General features: G+C 57.2%; 21 protein-coding genes. 13 read left to right on the forward strand and 8 right to left on the reverse strand.

What is annotated here, in order from left to right; translation table 11 throughout:
- Positions 1–132 precede the first annotated feature (132 nt).
- The 4 genes from BM062_RS03270 (at position 133) to BM062_RS03285 (ending at position 3209) form a co-directional block, all read left to right on the forward strand.
- A complete protein-coding gene (locus BM062_RS03270; RefSeq protein WP_092393079.1) occupies positions 133–1131 on the forward strand; it encodes an alpha/beta hydrolase family protein in 999 nt (332 codons plus the stop codon).
- A gap of 46 nt (positions 1132–1177) precedes the next feature.
- Positions 1178–1507 carry a 4a-hydroxytetrahydrobiopterin dehydratase gene (locus tag BM062_RS03275; protein ID WP_371326544.1) on the forward strand — a complete coding sequence of 110 codons (330 nt, stop codon included), beginning with the start codon at positions 1178–1180 and terminating at the stop codon, positions 1505–1507.
- Complete coding sequence (locus tag BM062_RS03280; protein WP_092393085.1) at positions 1504–2313, forward strand: SDR family oxidoreductase; 810 nt, start codon at positions 1504–1506, stop codon at positions 2311–2313. Before BM062_RS03275 ends, BM062_RS03280 begins: the two co-directional genes overlap by 4 nt.
- Positions 2314–2396: 83 nt before the next feature.
- A complete protein-coding gene (locus tag BM062_RS03285) occupies positions 2397–3209 on the forward strand; it encodes a DUF1223 domain-containing protein (RefSeq protein WP_254784884.1) in 813 nt (270 codons plus the stop codon).
- An 87-nt stretch (positions 3210–3296) separates the two neighbouring features.
- Here the strand turns inward: BM062_RS03285 and BM062_RS03290 are convergent, their stop codons facing one another.
- The 3 genes from BM062_RS03290 to BM062_RS03300 are packed head-to-tail and all read right to left on the reverse strand — an operon-like array spanning position 3297 to position 6719.
- Complete coding sequence (locus BM062_RS03290; RefSeq protein WP_092393091.1) at positions 3297–4655, reverse strand: amidase; 1359 nt, start codon at positions 4653–4655, stop codon at positions 3297–3299.
- A gap of 32 nt (positions 4656–4687) precedes the next feature.
- The gene (locus BM062_RS03295) at positions 4688–5374 is read right to left on the reverse strand and encodes a DUF2848 domain-containing protein (protein ID WP_092393094.1); all 687 of its coding nucleotides are present in this window, start codon (positions 5372–5374) and stop codon (positions 4688–4690) included.
- Between the two features lie 58 nt (positions 5375–5432).
- Positions 5433–6719, reverse strand: coding sequence for an MFS transporter (locus BM062_RS03300; protein ID WP_092393097.1), 1287 nt, complete (start codon positions 6717–6719; stop codon positions 5433–5435).
- 594 nt (positions 6720–7313) lie between these two features.
- Between BM062_RS03300 and BM062_RS03305 the strand changes: the two genes are divergently transcribed.
- From BM062_RS03305 to BM062_RS24925, 7 genes are all read left to right on the forward strand, one after another.
- Entirely contained in the window at positions 7314–9800 is a 2487-nt protein-coding gene (locus tag BM062_RS03305; protein WP_092393100.1) for a type VI secretion system Vgr family protein, read from the forward strand.
- Positions 9797–10582 carry a DUF4123 domain-containing protein gene (locus BM062_RS03310; protein ID WP_092393102.1) on the forward strand — a complete coding sequence of 262 codons (786 nt, stop codon included), beginning with the start codon at positions 9797–9799 and terminating at the stop codon, positions 10580–10582. Before BM062_RS03305 ends, BM062_RS03310 begins: the two co-directional genes overlap by 4 nt.
- A 15-nt stretch (positions 10583–10597) precedes the next feature.
- Complete coding sequence (locus BM062_RS03315) at positions 10598–11143, forward strand: DUF3304 domain-containing protein (protein WP_175500864.1); 546 nt, start codon at positions 10598–10600, stop codon at positions 11141–11143.
- A gap of 123 nt (positions 11144–11266) precedes the next feature.
- Complete coding sequence (locus BM062_RS03320; protein WP_092393108.1) at positions 11267–11821, forward strand: DUF3304 domain-containing protein; 555 nt, start codon at positions 11267–11269, stop codon at positions 11819–11821.
- Between the two features lie 118 nt (positions 11822–11939).
- A complete protein-coding gene (locus tag BM062_RS03325) occupies positions 11940–12488 on the forward strand; it encodes a DUF3304 domain-containing protein (RefSeq protein WP_092393111.1) in 549 nt (182 codons plus the stop codon).
- 104 nt (positions 12489–12592) lie between these two features.
- A complete protein-coding gene (locus tag BM062_RS03330; protein WP_092393114.1) occupies positions 12593–13135 on the forward strand; it encodes a DUF3304 domain-containing protein in 543 nt (180 codons plus the stop codon).
- A 2-nt stretch (positions 13136–13137) separates the two neighbouring features.
- Positions 13138–13362 carry a hypothetical protein gene (locus BM062_RS24925; protein ID WP_139219978.1) on the forward strand — a complete coding sequence of 75 codons (225 nt, stop codon included), beginning with the start codon at positions 13138–13140 and terminating at the stop codon, positions 13360–13362.
- Here the strand turns inward: BM062_RS24925 and BM062_RS03335 are convergent.
- From BM062_RS03335 to BM062_RS03345, 3 genes are read right to left on the reverse strand one after another with little or no spacing between them, the layout of a single operon-like run.
- The gene (locus BM062_RS03335; RefSeq protein ID WP_092393117.1) at positions 13359–14255 is read right to left on the reverse strand and encodes a hypothetical protein; all 897 of its coding nucleotides are present in this window, start codon (positions 14253–14255) and stop codon (positions 13359–13361) included. The two genes, BM062_RS24925 and BM062_RS03335, sit on opposite strands and share 4 nt — an antisense overlap.
- The gene (locus tag BM062_RS03340) at positions 14252–15202 is read right to left on the reverse strand and encodes a hypothetical protein (protein WP_092393120.1); all 951 of its coding nucleotides are present in this window, start codon (positions 15200–15202) and stop codon (positions 14252–14254) included. The genes BM062_RS03335 and BM062_RS03340 overlap by 4 nt, the downstream gene beginning before the upstream one ends.
- Positions 15183–17528, reverse strand: a complete 2346-nt coding sequence (locus BM062_RS03345; protein WP_175500865.1) for a type VI secretion system Vgr family protein — start codon at positions 17526–17528, stop codon at positions 15183–15185. Before BM062_RS03345 ends, BM062_RS03340 begins: the two co-directional genes overlap by 20 nt.
- On the opposite strand from BM062_RS03345, the gene BM062_RS03350 reads away from it, so the two are divergent.
- Together BM062_RS03350 and BM062_RS03355 are read left to right on the forward strand one after the other, a co-directional pair.
- Positions 17527–19125: a T6SS phospholipase effector Tle1-like catalytic domain-containing protein gene (locus BM062_RS03350; RefSeq protein WP_175500866.1), complete on the forward strand. Its 1599-nt coding sequence runs from the start codon at positions 17527–17529 to the stop codon at positions 19123–19125. The two genes, BM062_RS03345 and BM062_RS03350, sit on opposite strands and share 2 nt — an antisense overlap.
- A 12-nt stretch (positions 19126–19137) precedes the next feature.
- Positions 19138–19395: a PAAR domain-containing protein gene (locus BM062_RS03355; protein WP_092393126.1), complete on the forward strand. Its 258-nt coding sequence runs from the start codon at positions 19138–19140 to the stop codon at positions 19393–19395.
- A 90-nt stretch (positions 19396–19485) separates the two neighbouring features.
- Here the strand turns inward: BM062_RS03355 and BM062_RS03360 are convergent, their stop codons facing one another.
- Both BM062_RS03360 and BM062_RS03365 read right to left on the reverse strand, forming a co-directional pair.
- On the reverse strand, positions 19486–20337 hold the full coding sequence (locus BM062_RS03360) for an IS3 family transposase (RefSeq protein ID WP_254784885.1): 852 nt from the start codon (positions 20335–20337) through the stop codon (positions 19486–19488).
- An 8-nt stretch (positions 20338–20345) separates the two neighbouring features.
- Positions 20346–20699 carry a transposase gene (locus BM062_RS03365; RefSeq protein WP_092393132.1) on the reverse strand — a complete coding sequence of 118 codons (354 nt, stop codon included), beginning with the start codon at positions 20697–20699 and terminating at the stop codon, positions 20346–20348.
- Positions 20700–20759: the final 60 nt, after the last annotated feature.

The following is a 20759-nucleotide window of genomic DNA, read 5'->3' on the forward strand; positions in this document are numbered from 1 at the left end:
TAACCCGGCATAGGCCACCGCGCTGATGCAAATCAGCAATCCCGGTCAGGTGGAAAATCCGGCTGTACCCTACAATCGCCGCTATCCCGGCCTGCGATAGCCGGTTCGATTCCTGTTTAACCTGGAGATGACATGCGTTCCTTGTGCGCGGTGATATTGATCTTGATGTGCGGAGTGTTGACAGGGCAAGCCTCGGCCCGCGACGGCCAGATGAATGTCGGCATCGTCAGCCTGGCCACCGGCGGCGAGTACGACATCCCGGTCGCGGTCTGGTACCCGACCGCAGCGCCGCCGACCGAGTGGCAGACCGGTTCCGGCCTGATCCATGCCACGCGCAACGCCGCCATCGCCGCCGGGACGCATCCGCTGATCATCCTCTCGCACGGCAGCGGCGGCAGCGAATTCGGGCACGCCGACCTGGCCGAAGCCCTGGCCAGCCACGGCTACGTGGTGGCGACGCCGCGCCATTTGGGCGACAGCTATGACCGCCCGGAGGGCAGGTTCACGGATGTGCAGATCATTGGGCGCCCATGGCAAGCGGTGGCAACGCTGGATGCAGTCCTGGCTGACAAGCGGTTCGGGCCGTCGATAGACGCCAAGCGCATCGGCATGGCCGGATTCTCCGCCGGCGCCTACACCACCATGGTGATGGCGGGCGCCAAACCCAACTTCGCTTTATATACCGCCTATTGCGCGGCCCATGCCGACGACCATGGAGTATGCCCGGCCGGCGGCCAGTCGGCGCTGCAGCGCACGCGGCCCGGCTGGAACGTGCCGAGCGACAGCCGGGTGCGCGCCGCGGTGGCCATGGCGCCGTTCAGCATCATGTTCGACGCCAAGGGCGTGGCAGGCGTGACCATCCCGCTGCGCATCTACAAGGCCAGCGACGACCAGGTCTTGCGCAACCGCTGGAATACCGACCATCTCCTGAGCCTGCTGCCGGCCAGCGTGGAACGCGGCGAACTTGCCGGCGGCCATTATGTGTTCATCGCTCCCTGCAGCGACGAAATGAAGACGGCAATGCCATTCCTGTGCGTCGATGCGCCGGGCGTCGACCGGGTTGCCGAGCACGCCAGGCTGAATGCTGAAATCATCGATTTTTTCGACCGCAAGCTGCCCAAATCCGAGTGATTGGCCTTCGATACGGCATCTTTTACTCATTCCGGCGCTCCAGGTTATAGAATTGAAGTTTTCACGAACGGATACTTCAATGCCAAGTTCTACTCATATCGGCGCCGCAGCGGCGCTCCAAAGCCTGGCCACCTGGACCGCGGCGGACGGCCGCGATGCGATTCAAAAGACTTTCCGGTTTGCCGATTTCAACGCTGCCTTCGGTTTCATGACCCAGGTAGCGCTGCTGGCGGAAAAAATGGACCATCACCCGGAGTGGTCGAATGTCTATAACCGCGTAGAGGTGCTGCTGACTACCCATGACGCTAACGGCGTGACCGATCTCGATCTGCGGCTAGCGCAGTTCATGGACCGTCACGCTGCCGTCAAAAATTGAACAAGCACGCCAGCCGGCCGCCCAAGGCCGGCACGGCGGCGCCCGCCGTCGTGCTCATTACCGGCGCCGCCAAGCGGGTCGGGCGCGGGATCGCCGAACGGTTTGCGCAAGCCGGTTATGCGGTGGCGGTGCATTACGGCAGTTCGCAGCAGGAAGCGCTCGCTACGGTGCAAGCCGTCGAAGCCGGCGGCGGCAGCGCCATCGCCATGCAGGCCGACCTGCAGGCGCCGGAGCAGCTGACGGCAATGATGGACTCGGTCTACGCCAGGTTCGGACGGCTCGACGTGCTGGTCAACTGCGCCGCCGTATTTTTTCCCGATACGCTGGCCGATTTTGCGCTGCCGGACCTGGAGCGGTCATGGCAAGTGAACTGCCGTGCACCGTTGCTGCTGACCCAGGCATTTCACCGGCAAGCCAGGCAACGCGCCCAGCAAGGCGTGGTGGTCAATGTGGTGGACCAGAAGGTGCGCGCCAATTTCCATCCCGAGGATTTCAGCTATACCGTGGCGAAAGCCGCCCTGGGCAACCTGACGGCGATGCTGGCGATGTCGGCGGCGCCGGTATTGCGCGTCAATGCCCTGTATCCCGGCCTGATGGCGACCAGCGGCGACCAGAGCCAGGCCGATTTCGAATATTCTTCCTCACGTTCCACGCCGCTCGGGTATATCGCGCCGATCACTGAAATTGCCGACGCCATCCTGTTGCTGGCCAGGCCGTCGTTCAACGGCGCCGAGTTCGTGGTGGACGCCGGGCAAAACCTGGTGCGGGTCGAACGCGACGTGATCAATTTGTACCGGGCGCCGTAGCGCCTGGCCTGGGTTGGCGCTGGTGTGTAAGGAAACCGCGAGCCGGAACGACCAAGCAGCAGACGACCAGCCAGGAGACCCACGTGCCAGACCTTATCAATGTTGCAAAGAAGATTGCCGTAGCCGCGCTTGCGCTCGGCATTTCCGCCGCCGCCCAGGCGCAGGACTATAGCGCGCAAAGCCCGCCCAACCGGGTAGCGCTGGTCGAGCTGTATTCCAGCGAAGGCTGCAGCAGTTGCCCGCCGGCCGACCAGTGGCTGTCCAGGCAAGGCGCGCAAGCCGGGCCAAGCCAGGCCGGAACCGAGCGCATCGTGCCGTTGGCCCTGCATGTCGATTATTGGGACAACCTTGGCTGGAAGGACAGATTCGGCGACCATCGCTTCACCGTGCGGCAGCAGGAGCTGGCGGCATTCACCGGCAGCCGCGTGGTGTACACGCCGGAAATTTTCGTCGGCGGCCGCGAGTTGCGACAGTGGAGCGCGAGCAAGGCTTTTGACGCTGCGACCGCAAAAATCGCGCAGCAGCCGTCGCCGGCCGATATTGCCATCAAGCTGTCAGGCACGGCGGCGCGCAGCTTCGACCTGTCGGCCAGGGTCAAGCTGCGCCAGCCTTCCAAGGACAGCCATGACGCTTACATCGCGGTCTACGAAAACAAGCTGGTATCGAAAGTGGCGGCAGGCGAGAACGACGGCGTGACGCTGCATCACGATTATGTCGTGCGGCGCTGGCTCGGTCCGTTTGCATTGAAGGATGGCATGGTGCAGATCAATCAGAAGCTTGCGCTCGACAGCATCGGCACGGATCTCCGCGCTGACAATTTCGGCATCGTCGCTTTTGTCCAGAATGCGAACAGCGGGGAAGTATTGCAGGTAGCCAGGCTGGCGGTCGATCACTGATCGCTCGCTGAGCGACGGCCAGGCCCGACAAAAAAAGCCGGATCAATTGCTTGATCCGGCTTTTTGTTTGGCAGCATGCAGCCGGTATCAGTCAGCCGCCAGCGCAGCCTCCACCGCCAGCCCGATTTCCAGGATCTTGCGGTCGCTGCCGCCGGCGCCGGCCAGCATCAACCCCACCGGCGCCGTGCCCGCGGCATGGCAAGGCAGCGACAGCGCGCAGCCGTCTAGAAAATTGATCACCGACGGATTGCGCAAGATCAAGCCGTTAGCAGCGAAATACGCCTCGTCGCTGGCTTCCAGTTCGGCAATCAGCGGCGCCACGACTGGCACGGTCGGCAGCAGCAGCGCATCGTAGCCCGCGATCCTGGATTCGACCGCCGCGATCCATTGCTTGCGCGCCGCGAACAGGTCGATCAGGTCAGCCGCGCTGATCTCCTTGCCGCGCAAGATGCGCGAAATCACCCGCGGGTCATAGGCAGCGGCGCGCTCGGCGATCAGCGCGCGATGCCAGGCATATGCCTCGGCGCCGGCAAAGCCGCCCTTGGCGTTGATTGCGCCCAGCGCCGCAAATTCGGGTATCTCGATTTCCTCGATCAGTGCGCCCGCTGCCTGCAGCCGCCGGCGCGCATTGGCAAACGCCGCCGCAACCTGCTGGTCCATGCCGTCCAGCACCAGCGTGGTCGGCAGCGCCAGGCGCAGGCCGCGCAGCGAATAAGGACGCAACGGCAGCAGCGGTTCACCGGCCATGATTGCATCGAGGGTGGCGCAGCAGGCGACGCTGTTGGCGATGGGGCCGATCGAATCGAGCTGTGTCGAGAGCGGCAGTACGCCTTGCAGCGAGACCCGGCGCGCAGTCGGCTTGAAGCCGGTCAGCCCGCACAGCGCGGCCGGGATGCGCACCGAGCCGCCAGTGTCGGAACCGATGGCGGCGGCCGCCATGGCGTCGCTGACCGACACCGCGGCGCCCGACGAGGAGCCGCCCGGTATGCGGCCGGCGTCTCTGTCCCAGGGATTGCGCGGCGTGCCGTAGTGCGGATTGATGCCGAGGCCGGAATAGGCGAATTCGGTCATGTTGGTGCGGCCGATGATGACGGCGCCGGCCGCCGCCAGGCGCTGCACCGCCAGTGCGCTGACGCTGGCCGGCGCAGCGTCGCGCAGCGCCACCGAACCGGCCAGCGTGGCGCTGCCGGCGACATCGAACAGGTCTTTCACCGAAATCGGCACACCGTCGATCGGCGAGCGTGCCTGGCCGCTGGCGCGCAGCAGGTCGGAGGCTTGCGCCGCCGCCCGCGCCGCCGTCGCATAGAGTTCGGTAAACACTCGGCGGCCTTCGCCCGACGGCTCCAGCGCGCGCTGCAGCGCGGCTTCGGTGAGGTCGGCCGAACTGACGGCATTCTGGCTTAGCGCCGCGGACAGGGATTGCAGGGTAGGTAGCGTGGTAGTCATGCGGCCTCGTGAAATGGTGTGGAATCCGATGTTCAGGCAACTTCCGGCAGGACTTCTACCTGGTAGCGATGGCGCAAGGTGCGCTGCCGGCGCGGATCGAACAGCTCCATTGTAAATGACCGGGCCGGGCGGATGCCGCCGATCGCGGCGACGGTGCCGCAGGTCATGCCGCTGCCGGCGGGCAGCACGGCGGCGCCGTTGGTATAACCGGCGATCAGGTCCTGCGGCGTGCGCAGCGAAGCCAGCGTGCCTTCCTGGTATAGCAGCTGCTCGCCGTTTTCTTCAATGTAGGAGCGGATCACCAGTTCATCCCAATGATCGGCGACCTCGGCCAGGCGCCAGGCGCCGCAGGCGACCGGCTTGACGCACGCCTGTTTCGACAGCGCCACGCTGTGCGCTTCCAGCTTGCGGTCGGTATGGTCGGAAGCGATGCTGACATACAGCTCGCCGCCGGCGGCAAAAACAAAGGTTTCCACTTCGCCCGAGGAATCCGGGCCGACCACCTGCACCTGTTCCGCCTGGGTCAGCTGGTTGCTGGCGACGCGGTAATACAGCGGCACCGCGCTTGGGCGCGAGATGCCGAGCGCAGCCAGTTCCTCTATGTGGTGTTCGATGGCGGCATGGTCGCGCCCGGCCCAGCCGGCGACGATCAGGGTATGGATATCGGTGTCGAGCTGGCGCGCGCCTTGCGCGCTGTCGACTTGAAATGAGATGTGCATGAGATGGTTCCAGCTTTAAAGAAGGCAGCCGGCAGGAAAGCCGGCGCCAGTTAGAAAATCAGCGAACTTTTTTGATGAACAGCAAGACCAGGATCGTTGCGCAGAATTCCAGTGCGGCGACGAAGTACAAACCTGAAGCGACGCTGCCGGTAGAGGTTTTCAGCGAGCCGATCAGGTAGGGCGCGGCGAAGCCGGCCAGGTTGCCGATCGAATTGATCAGCGCGATGCCGCCGGCGGCCGCGGTGCCGGTCAGGAACGCAGCCGGGATCGACCAGAACACCGGGAACGCCGCCAGGATGCCGATAGCCGCCAGCGTCAGCGCACACAGCGCCAGCACCGCGCTGCCGATGAAGAAACCGGTCAGTATCAGGCCGATGCTGGCCACCAGCGTCGCCAGCGCGCAGTGCAGGCGCCGTTCACCGCTGCGGTCGGAATGGATGCCGTTCCAGATCATGGCGATGGTGCCGGCGAGGAATGGAATGGCGGAGATCAGGCCGATCTGCAGGTTGCCGACGATGCCGATTTCCTTGATGATCGACGGCGACCAGAAAGCGATCGTGGCATTGCCGCTGACCACGCAGAAATACACCGCGGCGCAGATCCAGACCCGGTAGTTGCGGCAGGCGTCGCGCAGGGAAGCATGTTTGTTGTCGTGGTTTTCGGCCGCCAGCGCGCCGCTCACTGCCTGCTGTTGAGCCGGGCTCAGCCAGCCGGCGTTGACCGGCTTTTCCGGCAGGTACAGCAGCACCATGATGCCGGCCAGCACCGACGGTATGCCTTCCAGCAAGAACAGCCATTGCCAGTTGGCGTAATGGCCGACGCCATCCATGGCGCTCATGATGAACCCGGCGATCGGCCCGCCGACCACGCCGGCGATGGCGAACGAAGTCATGAACAGGCCGTTGACGCGGGCCCGCTTGGCGGCCGGGAACCAATAGGTGAGGTACAGCACCACGCCGGGGAAAAAGCCGGCCTCGAACACGCCCAGGAAAAAACGGATGACATAAAACATGGCCGGCGTCTTGACGTACACCATGGCCATCGAAGTCAGGCCCCAGAGGATGGTGATGCGCGCCAGCGTCTTGCGGGCGCCGATCTTTTCCAGCAGCAGGTTGCTCGGCACCTCGAACAGGAAATAACCGATGAAAAAGATGCCGGCGCCGAGGCCGTAGATCGCTTCGCTGAACTGCAGGTCCTGCAGCATCTGCAGCTTGGCGAAACCGACGTTGACGCGGTCGATCCACGCCAGCACGAACAGGAATACCAGGAACGGAATCAGCCGCCAGGCGATTTTCTTGTAGGTCGCTTCCAGCGCGTCCGGCGCCAGGTTGAGGTTGTTGCGCATGTGATGTCATCCCGAAATGAATGTGCTCCGCCGTGGCTGGCGAAGGATGGCGCGGCGTTTCTTTGACGTCCGTCACCGGCGGCCAGGACCGGCTACCGGATGAGGCGAGTATGCGTACCGGGCTGGCGGCTGTCCAACAAGAAATTGTCAGCGCAATTGAATGGAAAATCTTATGAGCAAAAGTGGGGCGCTGCATTTGGCGTTTGCCGCATTTTGGCCGCGGTGCGCACTGCGGCGGTGCCTTATGGGTTTTCTTAAAAATAGGCCGGCAGTGTTTTAAGCAATTTTTTTGTTTTTGTGATGCTGGCTTCTGATTCCGTATTGCACCGGTTTTCAGGCAGCGGCTCTTGTCTGGCCGTATGAGACAACGTAGCGCAACAAACCAGCAGGTGGGCACGGCCGACCAAGCGGAAACCTCCGAGTCTGTTATTTTTATAACAGTTTCTTAATTGTAATTAGATGTTAGTTTGTCAATATTATTTCCTTGTGCCACAATCCTCCGCACTTCAATCAAGTGCGAGCCGCGCAACGGCGCAGCCCCGCTGATGTGGTCCGGCATGGGATTTCAGCAGCAGACAAAAAACAAGGACGACAATGACGCAAGAGTTCATTTCCTCGTGGAACAGGGGCCTCGGCCAACACAACCGCCTCCTGAAACTCGATACCCTGCTGGGACAGGACGTACTGCTGCCGCAGCGCCTGGTTGCCGAAGACCGTTTGGGGCGCGGGTATGAATATACCGTTGATGCTTTGTCCCTGGACCGCAACATCGCCCTCAAGCAATTGATCGCCCAGCCAGTCACCCTTTGGCTGCAGCAAGCGGACCAGCGCAGCTATCTGCCGGTCCACGGCTATGTGCAGCGCGTCCGCAAGCTCGGCTGCGACGGCTTGCTGACGACGTATCAATTGACCTTCCGCTGCTGGCTGCATTTTCTCAAGTACCGCAAAGACAGCCGCATCTGGCAAGACCGGGACGCGACCGACATCCTCTCCGAAGTGTTTAACCGCCATCCCCAGGGCCACGGCCGTTACCGTTTCAGGCTTAGCCGCCCGCCCGCGGCGCGTTCATATTGCACCCAGTACGAGACCGACTGGCATTTTGCGATGCGGCTGATGGAAGAAGAGGGCTGGTACTGCTATCACGAACAGCAAGAGGACGGCAAGGACCACATGCTGATCATCACCGACTCGGCGCGCCGCTTGCCTGCCCTGGATCCTGCCGTGGTCCGTTTTCACCGGGCCGGCAGCCGGGACGAGGCCGACAAGATCATCCGATGGAGCGGCGAGCGCCAGATGCGCAGCCGCAAGCTGGAAACGGTCACGACTGACTACAAGGCGCCGCGCCAGCCCAAAGGCAGCGCCAGGCGGATCACGCCGGAACACGGCAACATTCCCGAGCAGCTGGAAGTCTACGAATACACCGGCGCCTATACCCATGCTCAGCAGGCGCAGGGCGACCTGCAGGCGCAGAACACCGTCGAGGGCTGGGAGTCGCAAGCCAAGCGTTATTTCGCCTGGTCTGCCGTGCGGCGGATGGCGGTCGGGTCGTATTTCAGTTTCGAAGGCCATGCCGACCATGTCGAGGCCACAGACGAGCAACGGCAATTCATCGTCATCGGCCTGCATTGGTATGTCGAAAACAATCTGCCTTTGTCGGGCATGGCGGACGATGCGCCTGGCAGTTTGCGGGAACAGCTCGTCGCCATCAAGGAACGCGCCGGCGCCGGCCAGGCCGCAATCAACAGCGGATTTTGCATCAACCGGATCGAAGTGCAGCGCCGCAGCGTCGAATATCGCAGCCCAAGGGAGCATCACAAACCCGTCATGCATACCCAGACCGCCGTAGTGACAGGGCCGGAAGGGGAGGAGATCTTTACCGACGCGCTCAACCGGGTGAAGGTGAAGTTTGTGTGGGCGCATGGCGTCGCTTCTTGCTGGATGCGTGTCAGCTATCCAAACGCGGGCGATAACTACGGCGGCGTCTACACCCCGCGCATCAACATGGAAGTGATCGTCACTTTTTTGAACGGAGATGTGGACCGTCCGCTCATCACCGGCCGTCTCTATAACGGCGATCAAACGCCGCACTGGCATACCGACGGTAAATTGTCGGGATATAAATCCAAGGAGCATAAGGGGCAAGGATATAACCAGCTGGTGATGGACGACAATGCCCGGCAAAACCGCCTGCAGCTGTACAGCACAAATACCCACGCTCAGCTTAACCTCGGCTATCTGGTCGGTCAGCAAGGCAATACCCGCCAGGCATTCTACGGCAGCGGCTTTGCGCTGAACACCAATGCATACGGCGCCGTCGTCGCCGGCCAGGGCCTCTACCTGAGCACCTACGGCCGGCCCGGCGCCACCGGTTCCCAGCTGGATGTGCGGGAAGCGCACCAGCAGCTGACGACCGCCCGGCGCCTGACCAAAACCTTGTCGGACGCGGCTGCCAAAGCCGGCGCGCCCGCCCTGGAAGCGCAAGACGCGCTCGAACAATTCATCGACGCCACCCAGGAGCAATATGCCGGGCAAGGCCAGGAACAGGCCAACTGTTTCCGGCAACCCGTCTTGCTTGCGGCGTCTCCGGCCGGCATCGGCCTGGCCACGCCGAGCAGCACGCATCTGCACAGCGGCGACCACCTGACCGTGTCCAGCGGCCAGGACACCAACCTGGCGGCAGGCAACAACCTGGCTGCCAGCGTCAAGCAACAGATCAGCCTGTTTGCCAGTCAAGGCGACATCAGCCATATCGCTGGACGAGGCAAGGTGGCAATCGAAGCGCATGACAACGCCATCAGCCTCGTCGCCAAAAAGGTGATCGAGATGATCAGCGCGGAAGACTGGCTGCGCTTCAAGGCCAAGAAGGGCATCAGCTTCAATGTGGGCGGCACCGAATACACCATCCAGCCGGACGGCCACCGCTGGTTTACGCCGGGCGTGGTGGAGCATCATGCGATCAGCCACGGCACCTTCCCGCCGCAGAGCAGGTCGGCGGCTATGCCTGTCTTGCCAAAAGATGTGTGTCTGCCGTGCACGTTTAAGGCGGGCAGGCAGGCCAGGCTGGTTGCGCGGTTAACATGATGCGCCATTATTCCCTGATCGATGGCGGCTTGGTGTATGACGCGATATGCAATCACCCGTTGTTTACGGACCCCGCGGTCAACTGGTGTGCGCCGCTGCTGCCCACCGAGAAACGCTGCCTGGCCGGACCGATACTGATAGACATGGCGCTCGTGGACGCAGCAGGAGCGGAAGCTAGATCTGCGGTCGATGCCGTACTTGGCGGTTTCCCGGGGCGGCTGCATTGCTCAACGCTGCAAAGCCAGGCCGACCTCGCCACGTTGGCCGGCCATCTGCAACGGTTCACGTGTTTCTACGACCAGGATGCCGTACTGCTGGGGCTACGCTTCGCGGACGCGCGAATCCTGGTGCATCTGCCCGCCATCATGACGCCGCAGCAGTGGGGCGAGATGACCGGACCGATAGAGCAATGGAGCACGCTTGACCGGCGCGGTGAGGAAGTCGTCTTGATGTTGCCGGAAGATCGCGCCAGCCTGATCCCGGAAGACAAGCAGTTTGCCTTGAGCGGCGAACAAATGGCGACTTTTGCCGTTGGCGCCGAGCCCGATATGTTGCTTGAGCAGTTGGTAGGCACGAAGCACGCCACGAGAGGCCATTTGTATGACGATTGGCGTCTGGCGTGCGAGTGCGTCGCGATATGGCAAGAAAGCGGTTCCGATAATCAGGAGGTCTTATTAAGTTTCGCCCGCAAAATATTCAGCTCGAAAGGCCGGGCATTGCAGGAAAGAGACTGGGTGTCGTTTCTTGCGCATGCCGGACCGCAAGAGATTTCAGATTCGTGATCCGAGGATATGCACATGAAGAATAACCACATGAAATCCCTTTCATTGCGCTGGTTGTTATCGACGCTCATAGCCGTCCTTTCGAGCGGCTGCGCTGGCGCTGGATCAAACCGATTGGTGGCGGAAGGGAATATTGGCACCACCGTTTCGGCAGTGTCTCACTATGGCAAGGGTATTGGAATTGGAGACTTCTATATCAACGGCCAATGGGGCGGGGTTTTATATGATGGTTGGGGTGGTGGAGGTGCGACGGTATGTTGTGTCAGCCTGCCACGTACGACCAACGCGCCCACCATGGTGACGGTGAAATGGGAGACCTATCGCACGGCAGTCGCTGAGGAACGCTGGCATGAAGCTACTATACCAGTGCATTTTTCAGTTCCTCCCGGCGACGGCGACGGCTTGAAGGTCCATTTCCTGCCCGGACATCGAGTAGAAATTTGGTACGCACGAATTGGTCTATGGGACCCAGAATACCCTGGTCCTCCATATCCGCGCCCTCCAGCTCCAGATTATGTTCCGCTTCCTGATGAAAAACCTGAACCGGTCAAGGGGAAATAAACATGGCGAATGCAAAGTCCTGTCTCGAACCGGCCCAAGTAGTCTGTCCACGTCCGTTGCCGACCGATTGTGGAAAACATTGCGACTTCAATTTGAATGTCGGCATTTTTTAAGGGAAATTAGATGAAGAATCGTTTCTTTAAATCTGCATTATTACGATGGTTGCTGCCGACGTTCTTAGCCATCCTGCTCAGTGGCTGCGCTGGTGCCGGATCAAACAGATTGATGGCGGAAGGAAAGATTGCCACCTCCATTTCGGCAGTGTCGCACTATGGTAAGGGCATCGGAATTGGAGACTTCTATATCAACGGTAAATGGGGTGGGGTTTTATATGATGGTTGGGGCGGCGGCGGCGCGACGGTGTGTTGTATCAGTCTGCCGCATACGATCAACTCGCCCATCATGGTCACCGTGAAATGGGAGACCTATCGCACGAGAGTCGCAGAGGAGCGCTGGCACGAGGCGACTGTACCCCTGCATATTTCAGAAGCTAAACCAGGAACTGGTTACGACATGGTTGTACATTTCCTACCAGGTCACAACGTTGAAGTTTGGATCGCAGATGAGGGTACTGGTAGCCCTAACTATCCTGGACCAGCGTATCCGCGCGGCCCAGTCCCAGATTATGTTCCACTCTCCGACGAAAAACCTGAACCGGCAAAGGGAAAATCAATATGACGAATGCAAAGTCCTGCATCGAGCCTGCCCAAGTAGTCTCTCCATGTGCGTTGCCAATGGATTGCGAAAAACATTGTGATTTCAATTTAAACACTAGCATTTTTTCAAGGAAAACCGGGTGAAAAACAATTTCTCTAAATTTGCGTTATTGCGTTGGTTGTTGCCAGCACTCCTGGCATTGATGTTAAGCGCCTGTGCTGGCGCCGGTTCAAACCGGTTGGTGGCGGAAGGGAAGATTGGCACCACCATTTCGTCTGTGTCGCATTACGGCAAAGGGATAGGTATTGGTAACTTCTATGTCAACGGCAGCTGGGGTGGCGTGCAGTATAACGGTTGGGGCGGTGGTGGAAAGACGGTGTGCTGCGTAAGTCTGTCGCGCGCGACTAACCCCCCCATCATGGCGACCGTGAAATGGGAAACCTATCGCGTGGCGGTTAATGAGAAACGCTGGCATGAGGCTACCGTACCAGTACATTTTTCAGAGAATGAAGTGGGTTATTTATATATTCATTTTTTCCCTGGGCATCGAATTGAAGTCTGGTCATCGGCAAAATATGGGCCGGGCAATCCAAAATACCAAGGTCCAGCTTATCCAAGTGGTCCGGCTCCTGATTATGTGCCACTACCCGATGAAAAACCTGAACCGACCAAGGAAAAATCAATATGACGGATGCAACGTCCTGTATCGAGCCTGTTCATATGTGTTGCCGATGGATTGCGGAAAACATCGCGACTTCAATTTGAGCACTGACATTTTTTAAGGGAAATCAGATGACGAATAGTTTCTTTAAATTTGCATTATTGCGTTGGTTGTTGCCGACGCTCATAGCCATCCTTTTGAGCGGTTGCGCTACTAGGGGCGTCAACGGCATGGCGCCGGAGGGACAGACTCCAGTCTCAATATCTTCAGTCGTGCATTACGGAAAAGGCATCGGCATTGCGGAGTTTTATGTCAATGGCAGACGGAGCGGCTCTCAATATGACGGCTGGGGAAGCAGCGGTAATTCGTGTTGTCTTAATTTACCTGATAAGCCAAGTATGCCGTTGATGGTGACAGTCAGATGGAAAACTTATCGCACGAACTTCAAAGAAGAGCGTTGGCATGAGGCTACCGTACCGGTGCATTTTTCGGTTCCTCTCGGAGATGGGGATGGCATGAAGGTTCATTTTTTGCCGGGGCACCGAGTTGAAGTTTGGTACGCCCGAATTGGTCTATGGGATCCCGAATATCCAGGTCCGCCATACCCACGCCCTCCGGCGCCAGATTACGTTCCGCTTGCCGATGAAAAGCCAGAGCCAACGAGGAGAAAATAAACATGAGCAATGCCAAATCATGCTTAGAATCGGCCCAAGTAATCTGCCCACCTGCGTTACCGCTCGAATGTGGAACATATTGCGACTTCAATTTGAACATCGGAATTTTTTTTGATGGCACCGACAACAACAAAGAGCGGGATATGGAAGCATCGGCACAGAGCAATGTCGCACGCCTATCAGATGCATATCGTCATCTGCCGATAGAAGGTTTTTTTCGCTACTAGAGGCAATGCTCGTCAATAGCACGCATTGCATACCATTCTCTCTCGCTGGGCGGCCCGCCTAATACGTGTGCAAATACCCATAAACGCTCTCCAAAATTGCCGTCTTCATCCAGTTCAATACGTAAGGCGTTAGCAAAGGCGATGCGATGATGTGCTCCTTCTGAGAGTGCGGCTACGGGGCCACTTAGCCGCACGTGCGTGCCAAGAAAAACACGCTTCTTTTTTTGATCGACGATGAAGGCTTCACAGTTGGGGTAGGCATCAGCGTGGACGATGAGAATGACATCCATGCATTGGTGAATGCGATCGACTCTGATCCAATAGGTGGCTTGGGTGTCAAGGCTAGGGACGGGTGACCATCCGATGGCTTTTTGAAATGGAGCGGAAAGTGGAAAAGCGTGGTTCATGCCGGAAGATTGGCTTTTGAATTCGGCGATGACCTGGGCGTCGTGGGGTTTGGTGAGGGTGTCGTGTGTGACTTTACCTGTGGGTTTAAGCCTGGGATCGTCGTAGTTTTCTGTGTCCCACCCCCACCATCCGGGTAGCCAGTCTGCTGTGGAGGGATTGGCTTCCACTTTGTGGGAGTCTTTGTCCACAAACGGACGTGCTGCGCTCAAATCGATCTTGAATCTTTGCCAGATACGGGATGATGGAGCGCCATCAGGGCGGTCACCAAAAAAGCTCTCGCCCAACGAAAATGGACGGTTATCACCCTCGAAACGCATCCCTTCGAGCTCAAATTTTTTATTGGGATGAAAAACACGGATATTGATTTCATACTTGGACAGCTTGCTGCACGGAACATCCACGACACAACCCCGCTGGTCTTCATGCGGGGTACTCATACGCCGTGCCAGAAGTTTGGGCATAGCTTTTGACGCGCTGCCAGTCATGGTTTCTCTCCCTGTTTGAAATAGACTTTTTTACGGCGTAGCCTTTCGTCGGCTTCCCATTCGAGTTGTTCCACGGAGGCGTAATCTCCATCAGAGAACCCTTCGCGTTCTGGGAATATGATTTTGTCCTCGGCGCCTGGCGGAGGGGGATAGGTGGAATACTGCGGATACTTGCGCATCAAATACATCCATCGCGGCCATTTGTCTATTTGGTTGATAGGCCCCACCATAAATTGATAGGTCCTGGGAACATTAAGCGCCTCGGCACTTAATTCTCCTGAGCGGTATTCTTCCCATTTTGGATTGAATACATAGTCGCGATTAGGGCCCTGGTGACGGACAATCACTTTGTCGCCCAGAATTTCATGCAGGGCATCTCTTTCGTTAATTGGAATAAATTGCTTATTGCCCTCTTCTTCCAGCTTAATTTTATGGAGCACATAATTTTCGTCCCGGTATCCGGTAAACCATACTTTAACGCTGTCACCATTTGGCAGATCATTCCTCTCGGGAAAGCTATAGGATGTCATAACCGCTGGCGTCCGCTTTCCCTGCTGATCAAGCAAGAAAATCGTGATGTAGCTCTTCCCATACAAGAACTGTGGATGAGGGACAAAGGTATAAATTTCATCCTTCATCTTGAGAATCCCATTCTCAGGAATCGTAATAGCGTAATTGGTGTTTTCATCCGCCGGTTCAATGCCGTCTTTCTGATCGAACAAAATGACAACGGGGCCGAAGTAGTCATGGGGAACAAGTACAAACAAGGGTTTTTTCATAGGAAGTCCAATCATGCCGCGATATAAGTTGCTGTCATAAAAACGCCATACCAGGGCAGCCGTCACGATGATGCCCAACAGGATGTGCCATTTGCGCCATTTGGTGGGGTGTTTACCCACCGTGAGATGGGTGCTGTCGCTCTGTGTATTACCAACCGTGAGATTCATGTTCTAGCCCTGTGTATTCGAGATCGATTTGTTTTTCAGTATCGCCGGTTGAGTAGTGGTGGGTGAGTCCCGTTGCAGTACGGCCTTCTATCTCTCCTGCTTCACCTTTGATTCTGAAAGGGATTTTTTCCAGTTCGATACCGGCAGCTTGATCTTGGATATGGAAATATTCATTAAACATCCCCATTGGTGGCAATCTGCTTGGCTCGACATCCCCCGGCCCCTCCAACCCCACCGTCTCCCCCCGCACCCAAGCCCCCGTCGTTCCCTCCACCTCCACATTCACCCCCTTAAGTCGAATCGTCCCATCACTCTCCATCACCAGCGACGAGTAACCAGTTTTGATCTCCACCCGATCCCCCACATCAATCGTGTAAGTCTTCCCCACCATCGTCTTCTTACTCAACCCCACCTCCTCAAAGCTCGCTGCGCCAGCCAGCGTATTCATCGCCCCACCCACGTTCACCGCATACCCAGCCCCCACATTCAGCGCCTTGCCAAGTCCAATACTCTCCGACGAAGCCAACGTCACCACCACATTCTCCGTGCCGTGAATGGATTCTTGATGATGTCCACTGACTTCCTCCGAGCGATTGCCTTGGACAACTTCCGTATCGTTTCCTGTAATCATCGTTTGCCTGTTTTGTTCCACCGCAATGCTTTGGTTCGCTTTGACATTCAAGCGATGGTTTTGTTCCACCGTCGTCGTTTTATCGTTCTTCACCATACTGATTTGATCATGCTTCACCAGCAACGTGTAATCCCGCTCCGCCTGCATATTCAACAACTCACGTCCCGGTCGATCATGCATGGTCACTTCGTTGAAGCCGGTGCCTTTTAAGGTTTTTGACCGCATGCCACTGACTTCATTACCAAACGGGGGCATTTGGAGGGCGTTATAAACACGTCCTGTGATGATGGGTCGATCAGGATTGCCGTCTAGAAAATCTACGATGACTTCTTGCCCAATGCGGGGTGGTGAGACGCCGCCCATGTCACTCCCCGCCCAAGGACTGGCGACGCGAATCCAGCAGGAATCGGCGCCGTTTTTTGGTCCTGTTTGATCCCAATGAAAATGGACTTTGACTCGACCAAATTTATCGGCATGAATGGTTTCAGACGATGGACCGACGACGGTGGCGGTTTGTGGTCCGGGCATTTTTGGGCGGTGGGTTTTTTGTTCGGGTTGAAAGGGAATTTTGCGGCGAATGGCGGTGATTTCGGCGGAATAAGGCTGGGGGTTTTCTTTTTTTTCTTCATCAAAGAAAACATTTTGTGCGTGGTGTTTGACGGTGATGACGATGAATTTGGCTTCGTCGGGGTCTCGACGGCTGACGGGATGATCGGGGTGATCGACTAAATCAAAATATCGCCCTGCTTGGAATGAGCGGCAGGGGCCTGCGCCTTGAAAGAGTTTGGTGGGCCAATGGGCGGCCTGGGCGCGGCGTTCTGCGATCTTTGTGCCGACCTCGCTGATTTTGTAACTCGCAGCACCCTCATAACGATAGTGTTTGAGGACTGGCAAATTGCCGCGTGGGGTGTCGTTGGGACGGGTGACGTCGAGAAGGTTGGTCGGCTGTTTGAAATCGAAGGTGTTGAGACTGATGCGACTGGCGGCGACGGTGCGGCGTGGGTGCCATTGGGTGATGAGGTGGGAGGAGCGTCCGGTGGTGTGAGGGTGGTAGGGAACTTGGGGTGTGGCGATGGCGGCGCAATGCGTTGAGTTGTCGCTGAAGATTAAGGTGTGTCCGTCTTTGCTGTGCTCAAAATGATAGTAAATACCGGCTTCTTCACACAAATGGGAGATGAAGTGAAAGTCGGATTCGTTGTATTGGACGCAGTAGTTGAGTAGTGGATATTCACCACGAAAATTGAATTGGTATTTGGCGAGTTGCCCATAAGTGCTCAACACGGACTGAAGAATGATGGGAACGGATTCGTCTTGAAAGATGCGGCAATCGCTGGTGTGTTGGAGGAAGGTAAGCCAGGGGACGAGCTGGGCGCGGTAGGCGGTTAAAGAACGAGCGGCGGTGTGGGGAGGATTGATGCGGGCGATGTCTTGGATGACACCATGGAAATAACGAGGCTTGGCGTCATGGTGCTCATCGTCGCGTTCGGGTTGGAGGGTGATGAGAAGAGGCTGACCGATGAGTTGTTTGAGTTCGATTTCGGGGTCTTGGGAGAGGAGATCGAGGGTGAAATTGAAAGGTTGGCTGAGGGTTTCTTCACCGCTCATGCGCTGCAACAGGAGGGTGTCGTCGTCAAAGGGGGTGGTGATTTGGAGGGGGCGGTTGTGTTGGGTGAGGGGGAGTTGGGGGAGGTCCATGTTTGACGTCCTTAAAAAATTAAATTGCGTTGAGTTCGTAGCACACATCGCTATTGAAGGTGTTGGTACGCTCTCTCCCGATAAATTCGGCACCAGTGGCGAAGATGTGCGAGAGACTGCTGCAGGAAAAGGAGGTCAATCGCGAATCGTATGGGGACTGTTGGAAATATTGAATTCAGTACATAGTTTTGTGAATCGAGGTAAAACTATGTTTGATGAAAAACAAATGAAAGCACTGTCTAGTGACCACTGGGTAAAGCCTGAAAATCGGAGCGAATGGCCAGTACCCATTCCATCCGAGGAAGACAAGATACTCAAAGCGCTCGGCTTAAAATCCGGTCTGGTCGATTACGAAAAGACGCGAGAGGATTTCTTGAAACAATGTGCCCTCAAGCTCAGCATCCAACTCAAGGCGCCGAAGACCTTGCCGCGTCTGGCAGGCATTTATCTCGATGTATTCGGATTTTCTCGTGGCGCAGCCCAGGCGCGCGTGTTCACCAATTGGCTGCATCAATATTTCCTGATTGACGGCAAACTGTTTGGCATCCGCGCCTATGTCCGGATTTTGGGTCTTATGGATACGGTCGCATCGGTGGGCGTTACCAATGCGAACAATGGCGATGGTCACTGGGATTGGGCTACGGTGGAAAATTTGCGCATTCATCCAGAGGTCAGGAACTGCGTTCATTATGTGGCCTTGCATGAATTCCGCACTGTCTTTCCCCTCGACAGCATATGTCAAGGCGATGTCTTGCCGTCAAATTGTTACGAACATTATTATCCCGGCGCCCATGCCGATGTCGGCGGCGGTTATGCGCCCGGCGCTCAAGGCAAGGCGGTACGCATCGTTGATGGCGTGCCGGTCGCGGACGATAGCAAAAAGCTGTCGCAACTTCCGCTCAACGATATGTATCAGGCCGCAAGAAAAGCCTGCGAATATCATTCGGCCGGTCAGCCGTGGCTAGAGGTGAGGCCTGAGTCCGAGACTGACGAGAATCCATTGATTGCACAATTCGCGCTAGATCCCGCAGTCCGCAAGGCGGTAGCTGACTATTTCGCCAACTGCCGCATCGTCAAGAATCTCTCCATTGATCTGCAGTTACGTGCGCACGGCTTGATGTATCTGGCCTGGCGCCACATGGTAAATACGGCTGAAGGTTTTGAGCGCTTGTATAGCGTGAGATATGCGCGGGTAGTTGGAAGCATTAAATACCGCGACAATTTAGGCAATATGAAGGAGCAGGATAGCCTGTTCTATTATCGAAAGGGACAAGAAGTGTTCGCCAAGCAGATCGAATTGGTATCTCGATATCTCCCTATCATTGATCCAGAGGATCGGTCTGCGCGGCATAACTATAATAAAAATGTCACTGAGATTTATAATGTGACCAAGTCGATCAAAGTACCTCCAGAGGTGGGCGCATTTTACGATGAGATGGTGCATGATTCCTATGCCGGTTTCATCGAAAAATTAGGCAGCGAATTTATGCGCACGCAGGTTGAATTTGAAGGCTACCTGCGCTATCGAGCCGTCTATCTCGGTAATCAGACACGGGAAAATTCCATGCATGTCGCTCCCGAAGCGCGCCGTGCTTAACAAGGAGTTTCCATGAAAAATTCCCAAGGCCAAGGCGTCATCCGCCTCCGCGACAAGACCAGCCATGACGGCGAAGTGACCAGTGCTTTCGCGGGTTTCAACGCACAGGGCATCCCGGTGGCGGGAGAGGGTTGCATGACATACTGCCCACGATGTCAAGGCGAGTTCGAGATTCTCGCGAGAGGCAGCGGAAGGCGGCATAACGGGAAGTGGCTGGCATACGACACGGATGAAACAGCCTGTGGCGCGCGGCTGATTTCATCTCTCTGAATTATTGAGGGTTTCGTAAATCGTGACATCGCCACGGCAAGAGTCATCTGGGGTCAGAGTGAGGTGTCCCGGTTTTGGTGGACAGGTTAATTAAGCACTTTTGAATTGTGCCTCGACTTCGGTAGGGGTGCGGTAGCCCAATGTTTGATGTGGGCGCAGGCGATTGTAATACACCTCTATGTAATCGGAAATGGCAGCCTTGGTTTCATGCCGCGTGTTGTAAGTGACATGGTGAGTGATTTCGTTCTTGAGATTGGAGAAGAAACTTTCCGCCACGGCGTTGTCATGACAATTGCCTTTACGGCTCATGCTTGGGCGAGCGCCGTTCTGATCAAGTACTGCGCGATAAGTGGAAGCGCCGTAGACGGTACCTTGATCCGTGTGGCAAATCAGGCCGGCGGCTGGTTTGCGCTGGGCAATGGCCATCTTGAGGGCCGCAATCGGCAAGGTGGCCGCTTGCGTCGTATCCATTGACCAGCCGACAATGGACCTGGCATAGAGATCGAGTACGATCGCCAGGTACAGCCACCCTTCTCGAGTACGTAAGGTGGTGATATCGCTGACCCAGACCTTGTTCGGAGCGGCGACCGAGAAGGCTCGCTTAACCAGATCTGGTGCGGGTGGCTCGGCTTTCTGATAAGTGCGCATGACGCGAAAGCGCGCCTTCCGGCGGGCTTCAATCCCATCGATCTTGCGCAGTCTGGCAACCCGATGTTTGCCACACACAATACCTTCCCGGTTCAATAGACGCCAGGTCTTGACTGCGCCCAGCGCTTGGCGGTGACGTTGATGCATGCGACTAATCTGCTGGCGCAATGCCATGTCCATGGTGCTGCGCAGGCTAGGTGTGCGGTTGTGAGCGGCATAGTAGCTGCTCCTGCTGATCTTGAGAATGCGACACATCGGAGCCAGTCCGAATTGATGCCGATACTTGTCAATCAAGGCGTACTTTACCGCTTCAGGCGAGTCAAGTACGCATCGAACTTTTTTAGGATGGCCAGTTCCTCCTTGGCTCGCGCTAGTTCACGGCGCAGCTGAACAACTTCGCTTTCCTGTTCTTTCGGCAGCCGGCCAGCACCGTTGAAACTGGCATCCTGGCCACGCTCATCCAATGCCTTGGCCCATTTATAAAGCTGGTTTCGACGAACTCCCAATTCCAGGGCGAGTTCAGTTGGACTCTTTTCGCCTTGCCGCATGCGTTCGATGGCAAGAAGCTTGAAGGCCTTTGTAAACGTGGCACGCTTTGGCTGTTCAGGGACGACAGATTGAGTCCTTGATGACGGGGATGGTAGCTTTGCTTTCATGGGTTCCTCTCGAGGACATATTGTCCCCTATTTGAGATGTCCATCAAAGCCGGGCTACCT

Origin of the sequence: Collimonas sp. OK412, from assembly GCF_900112135.1 — a bacterium.
In the GTDB taxonomy this organism is placed as follows: domain Bacteria; phylum Pseudomonadota; class Gammaproteobacteria; order Burkholderiales; family Burkholderiaceae_D; genus Collimonas; species Collimonas rhizosphaerae.